Origin of the sequence: Pseudomonas danubii, from assembly GCF_042980055.1 — a bacterium.
GTDB classification, from domain to species: domain Bacteria; phylum Pseudomonadota; class Gammaproteobacteria; order Pseudomonadales; family Pseudomonadaceae; genus Aquipseudomonas; species Aquipseudomonas danubii.
Window position 1 is genome coordinate 6,479,939 of sequence record NZ_CP116502.1, and the last position, 14,740, is coordinate 6,494,678.

Here is a 14,740-nt window from a genome sequence, read left to right on the forward strand (position 1 = left end):
GCATGAAGAGAACGCGAGGTCTGCTCCTGCTGGTGCTGCTCGGCGTTCTCGGCGTGGGCGCCACCCTGTGGCTGCAATACGCTGGCGCACCGCGCATCGCCGCCGAGCAACGGGCGTTGCAGGCCCGCAAGTTACTCGACCTGCTGCCTGCGGCAAGCTACGACAACCAGCCACTGGAGCAACCACTGCCCTTGAGGGATGTGCAACTGGACAACAGCCGCTTGCTGGATGGCTACCTGGCCACCCGCGCGGGTCAGCCCAGTGCCGTGCTGCTACGCACTCGAGTGAACGGTTACGCTGGCCCCATCGAGCTGCTGATCGCCATCGACAGCCATGGCCGCCTGCAGGGCAGCAAGACGCTCAAGCAGGATGAAACCCCAGGCCTGGGAGGCCGCATCGCCGAACAGCCCAACGCCTGGCTGCAGGGGTTTTCCGGCAAATCCCGCACGTCCCCGGACGATGCTGCCTGGGCCCTGAAAAAGGACAATGGCCAGTTCGATCAGATCGCCGGCGCCACCATCACCTCCCGCGCGGTGATCAGCGCCCTGCACGATGCCCTGCGCTACTTCGATGAGCATCGTCAGCAACTGCTTTCGGGAGCCGCCGATGAGTAAGCCACTGTCATTTCCGGGCCTGCTGATGCTGACGCCGTTGATCGGGGCCACGGATTCCTGGGTCAAGGCCCTGGGCCTGGCTCTGGCGTCCACGCTGCTGATCGGGACCTTCGGGGCCGGCATGGGCCTGCTGCGGCCACATTTGCAAAGCCGTCAGCAGTGGCTGGCCAGCCTGTTGCTCGCCGCCACTCTCGGCAGTTGGCTGTGGCTGGCGGTGCAAGCCTGGAGTTATGAGTTGCACCAGCAGTTGAGCCTGTACCTGGGCCTGCTGCCCCTGCAATGCGTGATATTGGAACAGGCGGGCTTCTTCCAGCACCGCGACCGGCTACGCCTAACTGCAGGTTTCTGTGGCGCGCTGGTGCTGGTGGGCGCGCTGCGCGAATTGCTGGGCACCGGCGCCCTGGGCAGCCATCTGGGCTGGCTCGCCGGCCTGCCCGGTGATAGCGCCGGTTGGGTGTTGCTGCCCCAAGGCGGATTGCGCCTGCTGACTCTGGCCCCTGGGGGTTTTATCCTGCTTGGCCTGCTGCTGGCGGCAAAGCGGGCCTGGACCACCTCTTCATCCTTCAACCGACCGCCTTCGAGGAAATGAACCACCGATGAATGCCGCCAAACGCCTGGAAATATTTCGCCGACTTCACGAAGACAACCCCGAACCAAAAACCGAACTGGCCTACTCCTCGCCGTTCGAGTTGCTGATCGCGGTGATTCTTTCGGCGCAATCGACCGACGTCGGGGTCAACAAGGCGACCGCCAAACTCTTCCCCGTGGCCAATACACCGGCAGCTATCCATGCACTGGGGGTCGAGGGCCTGTCCGAATACATCAAGACCATTGGCCTGTACAACAGCAAGGCCAAGAACGTCATCGAGACCTGCCGCCTGCTGGTGGAACGCCACAACAGTGAAGTGCCACAGACCCGGGAGGAGCTGGAAGCCTTGCCCGGCGTCGGCCGCAAGACCGCCAATGTGGTCCTCAACACCGCTTTCCGGCAATTGACCATGGCCGTGGACACCCACATCTTCCGGGTCAGCAACCGCACCGGGCTGGCCCCGGGCAAGAATGTAGTAGAAGTGGAAAAAAAACTGCTGAAGTTTGTACCCAAGGAGTTTCTGCTGGACTCCCATCACTGGCTGATCCTTCACGGTCGCTACGTCTGCCTGGCCCGTAAGCCACGTTGCGGTAGCTGTCGAATCGAAGACCTGTGCGAGTACAAGCAAAAGACTTCTGACGATTGAGGCAGCATTGATTTTGTTGATGAGTCGATTGAAAAAATCTTTTTTACCCGCCAGGAGAATATCGATATAAGGAGCGCCAATGGCAGTCTTAGCCTGGAGTTGACCTTATGAGCACTGGCAAAGAACAACTGGACGTGGAAGAAGACTTCATCGCAGCAGACACAGACGATGCTGAACCGGTGGTCGAGGTGGCGAAAACCAATCTGAGCAAGCGCAGAACCATCGACAATCTTCTGGAAGAACGACGGCTGCAGAAACAACTGGCCGATTACGACTTTGACCTCTAGTCACAAAAGAACCTCCAGACGGAGGTTTTTTTGTGACTCTCTCGCCCTGAAACTCGACCGGTCAGCCCCTCGGCATGACCGGTCCGTTCCGAATTAGCAGATTGCTCCACTCAAGGCTGTCGCTTCAGTCACCCACACTCATACCAACTGATGGCGCTGGGCAAATTCGATCAGGTCAACCAATGAACGAGCATTGAGCTTGGCCAACAACCGCCGCTTGTAAGTGCTGACGGTCTTGTTGCTCAAACACAAGCCCTCGGCGATTTCCTTGTTACTCATGCCATTGGTGAGCTGCTTCAATACGATCAACTCACGCCCTGAAAGAAGCTCGATCATTTCTTCCTCGCTGCTGATGCCCTGACTGGAACGAAAGGTGTGCAACGCCTCGTTGGGAAAGTAGCTGTAACCTGCCAGCACCGCCCGCACCGCACTGATCAGTTCGGTAATGTCCTGCTGCTTGCACACGTAGCCGGCGGCCCCGGCCTGCATGCAACGCATGGAAAAGGGTCCGGGAACTTGCAGGGTCAACACTAGAATTTTGATCGGCATGCCTCTGGACATCAGGCGGGTTATAACTTCAAGCCCATCAAGTTGTGGGATACCAATATCCAAAATCAAAATATCGGGAACATATTCAAGAGCCAACTTTAAAGCGTCCGTGCCGTTATCTGCTTCTGCTACTACTTCAAAACCATGGCGTTCCATCAACATGCGCACAGCCAGGCGAATAACAGGATGATCATCCACGATCAATACTCTTTTCATAGGTCCATCCAAGTCCTTAGAGTTTTTTAGAGCCCGCACAATACCCCAGAGAATTGACTCTGACACCGTGCTACCAGGGGCTACGACCCTACGAGGACGATCCTTACAAACAATACCGATTTACCTTACAAAAAAATTTAGATAAAGGTCACTTAACTGGAAAAGCGCTTAAGATTAATCGCTAGAGCAGCTACTTTTCGTACTAAAAGCCACATCATCAGGCAGCACTTTCAGCAGCGGGAGGGTGATTAACAAACTGCACTCAATAGCACTTCTTCGTTCAATCAACTGCCCTACTCAGCCTCTGCCCGTAGGCACCATTAATCAGAAGCAAAAAAAACCCCGCTTATCGCGGGGTTCTTTTAGCAACTCAAGGTATCAGACCAGGGTCCGGCCCTTGTTTGCAGCGATGCGCATGCGCAATGCGTTGAGCTTGATAAAGCCTGCTGCGTCCGCCTGGTTGTAAGCACCACCGTCTTCTTCGAAGGTGGCGATGTTGGCGTCGAACAGCGACTCATCGGACTTGCGACCGGTAACGATCACGTTGCCCTTGTACAGCTTCAGGCGCACTACACCGTTCACGTGGGCCTGGGAGGCGTCGATCATCTGTTGCAGCATCAGACGCTCAGGGCTCCACCAGTAGCCGGTGTAGATCAGGCTGGCGTACTTGGGCATCAACTCGTCTTTGAGGTGAGCCACTTCGCGGTCCAGGGTAATGGACTCGATGGCGCGGTGGGCGCGCAGCATGATGGTGCCACCCGGGGTCTCGTAGCAGCCACGGGACTTCATGCCCACGTAACGGTTCTCGACGATGTCCAGACGACCGATGCCGTGTTCACCACCGATGCGGTTCAGGGTCGCCAGCACGGTAGCCGGAGTCATTTCCACGCCGTCGATGGCGACGATGTCACCGTTGCGGTAGGTCAGCTCCAGGTATTGCGGGGTGTCAGGAGCCTTCTCCGGGGAGACGGTCCAGCGCCACATGTCTTCTTCGTGCTCGGTCCAGGTGTCTTCCAGCACGCCGCCTTCATAGGAAATGTGCAGCAGGTTGGCATCCATCGAGTACGGCGACTTCTTCTTGCCGTGACGCTCGATCGGGATACCGTGCTTCTCGGCGTAGTCCATCAGTTTCTCGCGGGACAGCAGGTCCCACTCACGCCAAGGGGCGATCACTTTGACCCCTGGCTTGAGGGCATAGGCGCCCAGCTCGAAACGCACCTGATCGTTGCCCTTGCCGGTGGCGCCATGGGAAATGGCATCCGCGCCAGTCTCGTTGGCGATTTCGATCAAACGCTTGGCGATCAACGGACGAGCGATGGAAGTACCCAGCAGGTACTCGCCTTCGTAGACGGTGTTGGCGCGGAACATCGGGAAAACGAAATCACGCACGAACTCTTCGCGCAGATCGTCGATGTAGATCTCTTTGACGCCCATGGCTTGCGCCTTGGCGCGGGCCGGCTCGACCTCTTCGCCTTGGCCCAGGTCAGCAGTGAAAGTCACTACTTCACAGTTGTAAGTATCCTGCAGCCACTTGAGGATCACCGAAGTGTCCAGGCCGCCCGAATACGCCAGAACGACCTTGTTTACGTCCGCCATGCCATCACTCCACGGGGTTGTACGGAAAGCCGTCGAGTCTACCGATCCACGAGGATAATTTACAGAGGCGCGACAGCTTATGACGACCAAGCGACAGATTATGTCGAGCGCGCGACGACGACAGCCGTATCAGGAAGTCGCCGCAGCGCTGGAACCGGAGGTGGCCTGAGGCGCCGGAGCCGGTTTTTCGGTGGGGGCGACCCGTTCCAGATGCACATTGACCCGGCGATTCTTCGCTCGGTTGGCAGGATTGGTGTTGGGAGCCAGGGGATAACGCTCACCATGGAAGCGCACCACAATCTGGTTTTCCGCCAAACCGTTGGCCTTGAAGAACTCCATCACCGCCAAGGCCCGGCGGCGGGACAGGTCGCGGTTGGTCAAGCGATTGCCGCTGTTGTCAGAGTGGCCATCCAGTTCGACGTGATTGACCGTCGGATCGGCCTTGATGAAGTCCACCATCACCTGCAACTTCGCCTTGGCTCGAGCATCGAGTTCGATACCGCCGCCCGGGAACCCGATCTCGCCCTGTTTCACCTGTTCGTAGTTCATCGGCAGCAGTTTGGTCATGCAGCTTTGATAGTCGCTGTAGGCCTTGCTGAATTTCACCGGAAGCAGGCGCACCTCGGAAACCCCACCCTCGCGGGAAAAATGCCGGACCACCGGACTACGCCCCTCCAGCAAACCGATGATCAGGCGACCGGCCTGCATCTGATTGCTGTTGTACAGCACCCCATCCGTGCCGGCCTTGACCGCCCCGAGGTTGATGTCGCCACGCCCCGGCTGCCAGGGCGCCGCGGCCGCAAGCAGCGTCGCCGAGCCACCTGCCTGCATCGGGTTGAAACTCTTGAGGCGAAAAATCGCCTGCTCACCGGCGCGGCGAACGAATTCGCCGGAACCGAAATCGGTGACGGGCTGGATCAAGCGGCACTCGAATTTGTCACCTTCGACCGTCCACTCAATGCTCTCCAGACGGGTCTGGAAAGTGAGAGCCATCGCGGGCAGGCTGGCAAACACACTGAGCAAGGCTAGATAACGCTGGCGCACGGGAGGCTCCACTGACGTGTACAACAGAAAAATCGACAGGCGTTAATACGCCATACCTTCGGGATATCGGTTGCTCGTCGCAAAACTTGATAGCGAGTGCCTGGAAGAGTCTTTTCCGGTAGCATTCCCCCCGAGTTTTACCCGCCTGGAACCTCCAATGTCCGACCGCCTGACCCTGCTGCGTCCCGACGACTGGCATATTCATCTTCGCGATGGTGCCGTGTTGCCCAATACAGTCGCAGATGTCGCGCGCACCTTTGGCCGCGCCATCATCATGCCCAACCTGGTACCTCCGGTGCGCAACGCCGCGGAAGCCGACGCCTATCGCCAGCGTATTCTAGCTGCGCGCCCGGCCGGCAGCCGCTTCGAGCCGCTGATGGTGCTCTACCTGACCGACCGCACCCAGCCGGACGAGATCCGCGCAGCCAAGGCCAGCGGTTTCGTGCACGCCGCCAAGCTGTACCCGGCCGGCGCGACCACCAACTCGGACTCGGGCGTGACCAGCATCGACAAGATCTTCCCGGTGCTCGAAGCGATGGCCGAAGTCGGCCTGCCGCTGCTGATTCACGGTGAAGTGACCCGCGGCGACGTCGACGTCTTCGACCGCGAGAAAATCTTCATCGACGAGCATATGCGTCGCGTGGTCGAGCGCTTCCCCAGTCTGAAAGTGGTGTTCGAACACATCACCACCGGTGAAGCCGTGCAGTTCGTCAAGGAGGCTTCGGCCAACGTCGGCGCAACCATCACCGCGCACCACCTGCTGTACAACCGCAACCACATGCTGGTGGGCGGTATTCGCCCGCACTTCTATTGCCTGCCGATTCTCAAGCGCAACACCCACCAGGAAGCTCTGCTGGATGCGGCCACCAGTGGCAGCGAGAAGTTCTTCCTCGGCACCGACTCGGCGCCTCATGCCCAGCACGCCAAGGAAGCCGCTTGCGGTTGCGCCGGCTGCTACAGCGCCTATGCCGCGATCGAGCTGTACGCTGAAGCGTTCGAACAGCGCAATGCCCTGGACAAACTGGAAGCCTTTGCCAGCCTCAACGGCCCGCGCTTCTACGGCCTGCCGACCAACACCGATCACATCACCCTGGTTCGTGAAGAATGGACCGCCCCCGCCAGCCTGCCGTTCGGTGAGCTGACTGTCATTCCGCTGCGCGCCGGTGAAAAACTGCGCTGGCGCCTGCTGGAGGATCACTCGTGAGTGACGACCATTTCGACGACGAACAAGAAGGTAACGGCGGCGGCCCTCGACACCCGATGGCAGCTCGTTTTCGCGGTTACCTGCCGGTAGTCGTCGACGTTGAAACCGGCGGCTTCAACTCGGCCACCGACGCCCTGCTGGAGATTGCCGCCACCACTATCGGCATGGATGAAAAAGGCTTCGTGTTCCCGGAACACACCTATTTCTTCCGGGTCGAGCCTTTTGAAGGCGCGAACATCGAAGCCGCGGCCCTGGAGTTCACCGGGATCAAGCTCGACCACCCGCTGCGCATGGCCGTCAGCGAGGAAACTGCACTGACCGATATTTTCCGTGGGGTGCGCAAGGCGCTGAAAGCCAATGGTTGCAAACGCGCCATCCTGGTGGGCCACAACAGCAGTTTCGACCTGGGCTTCCTCAACGCCGCTGTGGCGCGCCTGGATATGAAGCGCAATCCGTTCCACCCGTTCTCCAGCTTCGACACCGCCACCCTGGCTGGCCTGGCTTATGGACAGACCGTTTTGGCCAAGGCCTGTCAGAGCGCGGATATCGACTTCGACGGTCGCGAGGCTCACTCGGCCCGCTACGACACCGAGAAGACTGCCGAGCTGTTCTGCGGCATCGTCAACCGCTGGAAACAAATGGGCGGCTGGCAGGATTTCGACGACTGATCAATTCATCGTCGGGTTGAATTGCCTGCATAAAAAAACCGGCCCTGAGGCCGGTTTTTTTTATGCGTGACGCCTGGCTTACAGCTTGCCAGCGTTCTCGCTCAGGTAAGCAGCAACGCCTTCTGGCGAAGCGGTCATGCCTTTGTCACCTTTTTTCCAGTTGGCAGGGCAGACTTCGCCGTGCTCTTCGTGGAATTGCAGAGCGTCAACCAGACGGATCAGCTCTTCCATGTTACGGCCCAGTGGCAGGTCGTTGACGATCTGCGAACGAACAACGCCTTTGTCGTCGATCAGGAACGCGCCACGGAAAGCCACGCCGCCTTCGGACTCAACGTCGTAGGCCTTGGCGATGTCGTGCTTCATGTCAGCCGCCATGATGTATTGAACCTGACCGATGCCACCGGCATTGATCGGGGTGTTACGCCAGGCGTTGTGGGTGAAGTGCGAGTCGATCGAAACAGCGATCACTTCCACGTTACGTGCCTTGAAGTCAGCCATGCGGTGGTCCAGGGCGATCAGCTCGGACGGGCAAACGAAGGTGAAGTCCAGTGGATAGAAGAACACCAGGCCGTATTTGCCTTTGATGGCCGAGGACAGGGTGAAGCTGTCAACGATTTCGCCATTGCCGAGAACGGCCGGTACGGTGAAGTCAGGGGCTTGTTTGCCTACGAGTACGCTCATTGGATATCTCCTGGTGTGGACGTAGTAATGAAGAAGGGGATTGGCCTTGAGTCTGCCACGCGGATGCGACAGCTCCGTGACCTGACCCCGCTTCGCAAGGACCGGCCATCATACACCGCGTCTTTGAGCTGTCCTTAACGGTTTTTCATCAGCCCGGCTCACAAAGCGAAAAATGCGAATCATCTGTCACTATCGCGAACAAAACCGTTCGTCACCCTGGTAGGAAACTGCAACAAAGGTCGCCGAAACCACTTTGACAATCATTCTCGTTAACATTAAGATCCATCGCAATTGAGCCCTAACCAGCGACGGTTCTCATCCTATGTATGTCTGCCTCTGCACCGGTGTCACCGACGGACAAATTCGCGAAGCCATCTATGAAGGTTGTTGCAGCTACCGCGATGTGCGTCAGGCAACCGGCGTCGCCAGCCAATGTGGTAAATGCGCATGCCTGGCCAAGCAAGTGGTCCGCGAGACCCTGACCGAACTGCAGAGCAGCCAGGCAGCAATTCCCTATCCAGTAGAATTTAATGTCGCCTGATTTCTCGGATAAATAGCACTGTTTTAAACAACCGGACCTAGCGTCCGGTTTTTTTATGCCTGTAATTCAATCGCTTAGGGTCAAAACGCGGAACACAAACATTCTTATTCCGATTAATTTTCATATATTATTCAATAACTTAGGTTTGACAGTAATGTTTGCGCGGCTCAGACTCTGTCCTTATTCCACTAATTAAAGGGCAGGACCCCATCATGAAAGGCGACATTACAGTCATCCAGCATCTCAATAAAATCCTTGCCAATGAACTGGTCGCGATCAATCAGTACTTCTTGCATGCACGCATGTATGAAGATTGGGGCCTGAACAAGCTGGGCAAGCACGAGTACCACGAGTCCATCGACGAGATGAAGCATGCGGACAAGCTAATCAAGCGCATTCTCTTCCTCGAAGGCCTGCCGAACGTTCAGGACCTGGGCAAGCTGCACATCGGCGAACACACCAAGGAAATGCTCGAGTGCGACCTGCGTATCGAACGCACCGGCCATGCAGACCTCAAGGCAGCCATCGCCCATTGTGAGTCGGTGAGCGACTTCGGCAGCCGTGAACTGCTGGAAGATATTCTTGAATCCGAAGAAGAACACATCGACTGGCTGGAAACCCAATTGGGCCTGATCGATAAAGTCGGCATCGAGAACTATCTGCAATCGCAAATGGGTGACGAGTAACTTAACTCGTAATACTCAAGCAATAAAAAGCCCCGCCCTCGAAAGAGAGGCGGGGCTTTTTATTACGCGGATATATTCGCGTCAGGCTTCAGTCTTGGCCGCGGCTTTTTCGGCTGCGTCCTTGATCAGAGTCTGCAATTCACCGTTGGCAAACATCTCAGCCATGATGTCGCTACCACCGACCAGCTCACCTGCCACCCACAGCTGTGGGAAGGTCGGCCAGTTGGCGTACTTAGGCAGGTTGGCGCGAATTTCCGGGTTCTGCAGGATGTCCACATAAGCGAACTTCTCACCACAGCCCATTACGGCCTGGGCGGCTTTCGCGGAGAAGCCACACTGCGGGGCATTCGGCGAGCCTTTCATGTAAAGCAGAATGGTGTTGTTGGCAATCTGCTCTTTAATAGTTTCGATGATATCCATGGAACACCTCGGCTGAACTTTCCGACGCTGTTGTCGGCACGGTGGCGCATTGTAACGGAAACCTGAGCGCCCTGCTCGGCCTCTCCGACAGACATCTCAGGCCGCTTCCACCTTGACTGGCACCCCGTTCAACGCCGCATTCCCAGACAACGCATCAAGCTGACGCTCATCGGTCAGGTCATTGGCGCTGCAACCGGGCTGCGCCATGGCAATGCTCAGTTGCACCCCTGGGCGCCCGTGCCCCCAACCATGAGGCAAGCTCACCACCCCCGGCATCATTTCAGTGCTGGCCAGCACCTCTACCTCCACCGCACCAACCCGAGAGCTGATTCGCACCCGCTGACCGTCATTCAGCCCGCGGCTGGCCAGGTCATCCGGATGCATCAGCAACTGGTGACGGGGCTTGCCCTTCACCAGGCGGTGATAGTTGTGCATCCACGAGTTGTTACTGCGTACATGGCGACGGCCAATCAGCAGCAACTCATCCAACGGCGGCACGCTCAAGGCGGCAAATCGCGCCAGATCCGCCATGATCGGCGCTGGCGCCGCCTGAATCCGCCGATTCTCGGTTTTCAAGCGTGCCGCCAGATTCGGCTGCAGCGCCCCCAGATCAATACCGTGGGGATACTGGTCCAGTGTTGCCAAGGACAGTTTGAGCGGCGATGCATCGCCGTAGGCACCGGCTCGCAAACCCATGTCAATCATCTGCGCAGGGGGGATGGTCGGCTTCAGCGGTTGTTCGGTTTTCGCGGCAAACGCTTTGGCCAGGCCGACAAAGATCTCCCAGTCGTGCAGCGCACCCGCAGGCTTGGGCAGGATCGCCCGGTTGAAGCGACTGACATTGCGTACTGCAAGGAGATTGAACGTGGTGTCGTAGTGATCGTTCTCCAGAGCCGAGGTGGACGGCAGGATCAAGTCGGCATAACGGGTCGTTTCATTGATGTACAAGTCGATGCTGAGCATGAACTCCAACCCGTCCAGTGCCTGCTCCAACTGCCGGCCATTGGGTGTGGACAACACCGGGTTGCCTGCCACGGTGATCAATGCCCGAACCTGCCCCTCGCCCTCAGTGAGCATCTCTTCGGCCAGGGCCGATACAGGCAGCTCGCCGCCATACTCCGGAAGCCCGGAAACCCGACTCTGCCAAAGGTTGAAATGCCCCCCCGAAGTCGCCGCTACCAGATCCACCGCCGGCTCGGTACACAGGGCCCCACCTACCCGGTCAAGGTTGCCGGTGATCAGATTGAGCAGTTGCAGCAACCAATGGCACAACGTACCGAAGGCTTGGGTCGAAACCCCCATGCGTCCATAACAGACCGCTCGCTCCGCCGAGGCGAACTCCCAGGCCAACTGCCGAATCTGCGGCGCCGCAATCGCACACAGCGGGCTCATGGCCTCTGCGGTGAAGCGGGAAATCGCCTGGCGCACCTCTGCCAATCCATCGACTTGCAGATGACTGTCGCGAATCAGCCCTTCCTCAAGAATCGTGTTCAACAGGCCAAACAGCAAGGCCACATCGCCTCCAGGACGGACGAACAGATGCTGATCGGCCATGGCCGCCGTTTCACTGCGCCGAGGATCGACCACCACCACCTTGCCACCACGAGCCTGGATTGCCCTCAAACGCTTTTCCACGTCCGGCACCGTCATGATGCTGCCGTTGGACGCCAAGGGATTACCGCCGAGGATCAGCATGAAGTCGGTGTGGTCGATGTCCGGAATCGGCAGCAGCAGACCGTGGCCATACATCAGGTAGCCGGTCAGGTGCTGGGGCAACTGGTCGACCGACGTGGCCGAGAAACGGTTACGGGTCTTGAGCTGGCCAAGGAAGTAGTTGCTGTGAGTCATCAGCCCGTAGTTGTGAACGCTGGGGTTGCCCTGATAGACCGCCACCGCATTATTGCCATGACGCTGCTGGATGCTCGCCAGCCTCTCGGCTACCAGGGCGAAAGCCTCGTCCCACTCGATCGGCTGCCATTCATTGCCCACGCGCCGCACCGGCTGACGCAGGCGATCGGGGTCATTCTGAATATCCTGCAGGGCCACAGCCTTGGGGCAGATGTGGCCGCGACTGAAGCTGTCCTGAGCGTCCCCCTTGATCGAGGTAATGCGCGGAGCGCCACCCTCTTCCTCGGTGACTTCCAGGGTCAGGCCGCAGATCGCTTCGCACAAGTGGCAGGCACGGTGATGGAGAGTCTTGGTCATGGCCAGTCTCTATTGTTTGAAGGCAACCCATAGGGGGCCGCTGGAAGCAAAAACTATGGCGGCTGACCGCTGCTGACACCAGCGACGTTCGCCCCATGAATTCAGGGCCATCAGCCCCAGCCATGATCAGTGCTGTCAGTTCGGCGCCAAGCGCGGCAGGCCATCGGCAGCAATTGAGCAGCAATTCAAAAAAAGGGCTGTCACTGAGGCGGTCATGTCAGTGAGCGTCCGGGCCATCTCCTCCCCCAAAAGCGCCATCAGTTGCTGCTCCTTGGATTCCATCGCGCATCTATCCCGGCCGCAGATTCGCCTTGGTAACCGCAGTACTTTGCATTAGGAAATGTTTCAGACTGACACCCCCTCGGCATGCCCATGGCAGCGACCTCGGCCCACAGGTCAGAAAACGACTGCAAGCGAACAGCCGGCGCCCCGCTGGATTGCCAAGGCGCGCCAGGGCAGTGTACAAATGCCCGGCTGCTGTCTGGAAACTGGTCTCAAAAGCGTCAGCGCAATCGCGTCCTGACCTCTCTTGCCCGTAATTGCCGTAGCACTATTGGTAAGACGCGACATTTAATTATAAGATCGCGCCTTCCCCTATTTCGTCGCCCCGTGCGGCTTTCGCCGCAGGTCCAGCCCGTTGTTCGATTAAACAAGGCTTTGAGAATCTGCGGTCCGTTGCAAAAAGGTAGTTAATGATGAGCGCAAGGCACTTTCTCTCCCTGATGGATTGCACGCCCGAAGAGCTGGTCAGTGTGATTCGTCGAGGCATCGAGCTGAAGGACCTGCGTAACCGCGGCGTACTCTTCGAGCCCTTGAAAAATCGTGTGCTCGGCATGATTTTCGAGAAGTCGTCGACCCGTACCCGACTGTCTTTCGAAGCCGGCATGATCCAACTGGGCGGCCAGGCCATCTTCCTTTCGCCACGGGATACCCAACTGGGACGCGGCGAGCCCATCGGCGACTGCGCCATCGTCATGTCGCGCATGCTCGACGCAGTGATGATCCGTACCTTTGCCCATAGCACCCTGACCGAATTTGCGGCCAACTCCCGGGTACCGGTGATCAACGGCCTGTCCGATGACCTGCACCCCTGCCAACTGTTGGCGGACATGCAGACTTTCCTTGAACATCGCGGTTCGATCCAAGGCAAGACCGTGGCCTGGATCGGCGATGGCAACAACATGTGCAACAGCTATATAGAAGCGGCCATGCAGTTCGATTTCCAACTGCGCGTCGCTTGCCCTGAAGGCTACGAGCCCAACCCGGAGTTTGTCGCTCTGGCCGGCGATCGCGTGACCATCGTCCGCGATCCTCGCGAAGCGGTAACCGGCGCCCACCTGGTGAGCACCGACGTCTGGACCTCCATGGGCCAGGAAGAGGAAACCGCCAAACGCCTCAAGCTGTTCGCGCCATTCCAGGTAAACCGCGCCCTGCTCGACCTGGCCGCGCCGGACGTACTGTTCATGCATTGCCTGCCCGCCCACCGCGGTGAGGAAATCAGCCTCGACCTGCTGGACGACCCACGTTCGGTGGCTTGGGACCAGGCGGAAAACCGTCTCCATGCGCAAAAGGCCCTGCTCGAGTTTCTTGTCGAACCGGCGTACCACCACGCATGAGCCAGCCATTACTGCTCAACCTGCGCAATCTGGCATGCGGCTATCAGAACCAACGGGTGGTGCAGAACCTCAATCTGCACCTCAATGCCGGTGATATCGGTTGCCTGCTGGGTTCATCCGGCTGCGGCAAGACCACCACCCTGCGGGCCATCGCCGGATTCGAGCCCGTACACGAGGGCGAGATCCAGTTGGCCGGCGAAACCATCTCCAGCGCCGGCTTCACCCTGGCGCCGGAGAAACGCCGGATCGGCATGGTGTTCCAGGACTACGCCCTGTTCCCACATCTGTGTGTGGCGGACAACATTGCCTTCGGCATTCGCAAGCACCCACAGAAAGACCGTGTGGTCGCTGAATTGCTGGAACTGGTCAACCTGAAGAACCTCGGTCAGCGCTTCCCCCACGAACTGTCTGGCGGCCAACAACAACGGGTGGCTCTGGCCCGCGCCCTGGCACCGGAACCCCAACTGCTGCTGCTGGACGAGCCCTTCTCCAATCTCGATGGCGAATTGCGCCGCAAGCTCAGCCATGAGGTGCGTGACATCCTCAAGGCTCGGGGTACCAGTGCCATCCTGGTCACCCACGACCAGGAAGAAGCCTTTGCCGTGAGCGATCAGGTCGGGGTATTCAAGGAAGGCCGCCTGGAGCAGTGGGATACCCCCTACAACCTCTATCACGAACCGCAGACGCCCTTTGTCGCCAGTTTCATTGGCCAGGGCTACTTCATTCGTGGCCAGTTGAGCAGCCCGGAATCGGTGCAGACCGAACTGGGTGTGCTGCAGGGCAACCGGGCCTACACCTGGCCGTCCGGTGGAGCGGTGGACGTACTGCTGCGCCCCGACGATATCGTTTATGCGCCGGACAGCACTCTGAAAGCGCGGATCGTCGGCAAGACCTTTCTCGGTGCCTCGACCCTGTATCGCCTGCAACTGCCGACTGGCAGCCTGCTGGAGTCGATCTTCCCCAGCCATGCCGATCATCAGGTTGGAGCGGACGTGGGGATTCGGGTCGCCGCAGAACACCTGGTGCTGTTCCAAGCCTCGGGCAGCACCGCCGCGCAGATTCCACACAGTGAATCAGGGGTACGCCGCTACAGCAGCGCGCACTGATAACGCTTCCCCTGGCCAACCGGCCCCTACAAGATCGCAACGAACTGTAGGAGCCGGCTTGACGGCGAAACA

Annotated in this window: 17 protein-coding genes; 10 read left to right on the forward strand and 7 right to left on the reverse strand. The window is 58.7% G+C overall.

Going from position 1 to position 14,740, the window contains the following annotated elements; all coding sequences use genetic code 11:
* Positions 1-2 precede the first annotated feature (2 nt).
* The 4 genes from PFZ56_RS29140 (at position 3) to PFZ56_RS29155 (ending at position 2,136) form a co-directional block, all read left to right on the forward strand.
* Positions 3-614: an RnfABCDGE type electron transport complex subunit G gene (locus tag PFZ56_RS29140; protein WP_123394065.1), complete on the forward strand. Its 612-nt coding sequence runs from the start codon at positions 3-5 to the stop codon at positions 612-614.
* A complete protein-coding gene (locus tag PFZ56_RS29145; protein ID WP_170001640.1) occupies positions 607-1,203 on the forward strand; it encodes an Rnf-Nqr domain containing protein in 597 nt (198 codons plus the stop codon). The genes PFZ56_RS29140 and PFZ56_RS29145 overlap by 8 nt, the downstream gene beginning before the upstream one ends.
* Before the next feature lie 7 nt (positions 1,204-1,210).
* Positions 1,211-1,849, forward strand: coding sequence for an endonuclease III (nth, locus tag PFZ56_RS29150; protein ID WP_060840796.1), 639 nt, complete (start codon positions 1,211-1,213; stop codon positions 1,847-1,849).
* Positions 1,850-1,956: 107 nt separating this feature from the next.
* Positions 1,957-2,136, forward strand: coding sequence for a PA3496 family putative envelope integrity protein (locus PFZ56_RS29155; RefSeq protein ID WP_102860487.1), 180 nt, complete (start codon positions 1,957-1,959; stop codon positions 2,134-2,136).
* Positions 2,137-2,274: 138 nt separating this feature from the next.
* On the opposite strand, the gene PFZ56_RS29160 is transcribed toward PFZ56_RS29155, so the two are convergent.
* The 3 genes from PFZ56_RS29160 to PFZ56_RS29170 form a co-directional block, all read right to left on the reverse strand.
* A complete protein-coding gene (locus PFZ56_RS29160) occupies positions 2,275-2,901 on the reverse strand; it encodes a response regulator transcription factor (protein ID WP_102860486.1) in 627 nt (208 codons plus the stop codon).
* Positions 2,902-3,279: 378 nt separating this feature from the next.
* Entirely contained in the window at positions 3,280-4,497 is a 1,218-nt protein-coding gene (locus tag PFZ56_RS29165) for an argininosuccinate synthase (protein WP_102880745.1), read from the reverse strand.
* A 129-nt stretch (positions 4,498-4,626) separates the two neighbouring features.
* A complete protein-coding gene (locus PFZ56_RS29170; protein ID WP_102860484.1) occupies positions 4,627-5,541 on the reverse strand; it encodes an OmpA family protein in 915 nt (304 codons plus the stop codon).
* A gap of 157 nt (positions 5,542-5,698) precedes the next feature.
* On the opposite strand from PFZ56_RS29170, the gene pyrC reads away from it, so the two are divergent.
* Both pyrC and rnt read left to right on the forward strand, forming a co-directional pair.
* Complete coding sequence (gene pyrC / locus PFZ56_RS29175) at positions 5,699-6,745, forward strand: dihydroorotase (RefSeq protein ID WP_170001638.1); 1,047 nt, start codon at positions 5,699-5,701, stop codon at positions 6,743-6,745.
* Positions 6,742-7,413 (forward strand): ribonuclease T, encoded by a 672-nt coding sequence (gene rnt, locus PFZ56_RS29180; RefSeq protein ID WP_102860482.1) that lies wholly within the window; start codon positions 6,742-6,744, stop codon positions 7,411-7,413. The genes pyrC and rnt overlap by 4 nt, the downstream gene beginning before the upstream one ends.
* A 78-nt stretch (positions 7,414-7,491) precedes the next feature.
* On the opposite strand, the gene PFZ56_RS29185 is transcribed toward rnt, so the two are convergent.
* The gene (locus tag PFZ56_RS29185; protein ID WP_007922432.1) at positions 7,492-8,094 is read right to left on the reverse strand and encodes a peroxiredoxin; all 603 of its coding nucleotides are present in this window, start codon (positions 8,092-8,094) and stop codon (positions 7,492-7,494) included.
* Positions 8,095-8,416: 322 nt separating this feature from the next.
* Here PFZ56_RS29185 and PFZ56_RS29190 point away from each other — a divergent pair, with 322 nt between their 5' ends.
* Positions 8,417-8,635: a bacterioferritin-associated ferredoxin gene (locus PFZ56_RS29190; RefSeq protein WP_102860481.1), complete on the forward strand. Its 219-nt coding sequence runs from the start codon at positions 8,417-8,419 to the stop codon at positions 8,633-8,635.
* A gap of 212 nt (positions 8,636-8,847) precedes the next feature.
* Positions 8,848-9,321, forward strand: coding sequence for a bacterioferritin (gene bfr / locus PFZ56_RS29195; RefSeq protein WP_025129649.1), 474 nt, complete (start codon positions 8,848-8,850; stop codon positions 9,319-9,321).
* Between the two features lie 81 nt (positions 9,322-9,402).
* Here the strand turns inward: bfr and grxD are convergent, their stop codons facing one another.
* From grxD to PFZ56_RS29210, 3 genes are all read right to left on the reverse strand, one after another.
* Positions 9,403-9,741: a Grx4 family monothiol glutaredoxin gene (grxD, locus tag PFZ56_RS29200; RefSeq protein ID WP_075121425.1), complete on the reverse strand. Its 339-nt coding sequence runs from the start codon at positions 9,739-9,741 to the stop codon at positions 9,403-9,405.
* 96 nt (positions 9,742-9,837) lie between these two features.
* On the reverse strand, positions 9,838-11,946 hold the full coding sequence (locus PFZ56_RS29205; RefSeq protein WP_170001636.1) for a molybdopterin oxidoreductase family protein: 2,109 nt from the start codon (positions 11,944-11,946) through the stop codon (positions 9,838-9,840).
* A 135-nt stretch (positions 11,947-12,081) separates the two neighbouring features.
* Entirely contained in the window at positions 12,082-12,228 is a 147-nt protein-coding gene (locus PFZ56_RS29210) for a hypothetical protein (protein WP_170001620.1), read from the reverse strand.
* Between the two features lie 413 nt (positions 12,229-12,641).
* Between PFZ56_RS29210 and argF the strand changes: the two genes are divergently transcribed.
* Both argF and PFZ56_RS29220 read left to right on the forward strand, forming a co-directional pair.
* Complete coding sequence (argF, locus tag PFZ56_RS29215; RefSeq protein WP_102860479.1) at positions 12,642-13,562, forward strand: ornithine carbamoyltransferase; 921 nt, start codon at positions 12,642-12,644, stop codon at positions 13,560-13,562.
* Complete coding sequence (locus PFZ56_RS29220; protein WP_170001634.1) at positions 13,559-14,668, forward strand: ABC transporter ATP-binding protein; 1,110 nt, start codon at positions 13,559-13,561, stop codon at positions 14,666-14,668. The genes argF and PFZ56_RS29220 overlap by 4 nt, the downstream gene beginning before the upstream one ends.
* Positions 14,669-14,740 lie beyond the last annotated feature (72 nt).

Coding starts and splice junctions, on each gene's coding strand:
- bfr (WP_025129649.1), top strand. CDS start 8,848: ATGAAAGGCGACATTACAGTCATCCAGCATCTCAATAAAATCCTTGCC.
- PFZ56_RS29165 (WP_102880745.1), bottom strand. CDS start 4,497: ATGGCGGACGTAAACAAGGTCGTTCTGGCGTATTCGGGCGGCCTGGAC.
- nth (WP_060840796.1), top strand. CDS start 1,211: ATGAATGCCGCCAAACGCCTGGAAATATTTCGCCGACTTCACGAAGAC.
- PFZ56_RS29140 (WP_123394065.1), top strand. CDS start 3: ATGAAGAGAACGCGAGGTCTGCTCCTGCTGGTGCTGCTCGGCGTTCTC.
- PFZ56_RS29220 (WP_170001634.1), top strand. CDS start 13,559: ATGAGCCAGCCATTACTGCTCAACCTGCGCAATCTGGCATGCGGCTAT.
- PFZ56_RS29190 (WP_102860481.1), top strand. CDS start 8,417: ATGTATGTCTGCCTCTGCACCGGTGTCACCGACGGACAAATTCGCGAA.
- PFZ56_RS29145 (WP_170001640.1), top strand. CDS start 607: ATGAGTAAGCCACTGTCATTTCCGGGCCTGCTGATGCTGACGCCGTTG.
- PFZ56_RS29185 (WP_007922432.1), bottom strand. CDS start 8,094: ATGAGCGTACTCGTAGGCAAACAAGCCCCTGACTTCACCGTACCGGCC.
- pyrC (WP_170001638.1), top strand. CDS start 5,699: ATGTCCGACCGCCTGACCCTGCTGCGTCCCGACGACTGGCATATTCAT.
- PFZ56_RS29205 (WP_170001636.1), bottom strand. CDS start 11,946: ATGACCAAGACTCTCCATCACCGTGCCTGCCACTTGTGCGAAGCGATC.
- PFZ56_RS29210 (WP_170001620.1), bottom strand. CDS start 12,228: ATGGAATCCAAGGAGCAGCAACTGATGGCGCTTTTGGGGGAGGAGATG.
- PFZ56_RS29160 (WP_102860486.1), bottom strand. CDS start 2,901: ATGAAAAGAGTATTGATCGTGGATGATCATCCTGTTATTCGCCTGGCT.
- argF (WP_102860479.1), top strand. CDS start 12,642: ATGAGCGCAAGGCACTTTCTCTCCCTGATGGATTGCACGCCCGAAGAG.
- PFZ56_RS29155 (WP_102860487.1), top strand. CDS start 1,957: ATGAGCACTGGCAAAGAACAACTGGACGTGGAAGAAGACTTCATCGCA.
- grxD (WP_075121425.1), bottom strand. CDS start 9,741: ATGGATATCATCGAAACTATTAAAGAGCAGATTGCCAACAACACCATT.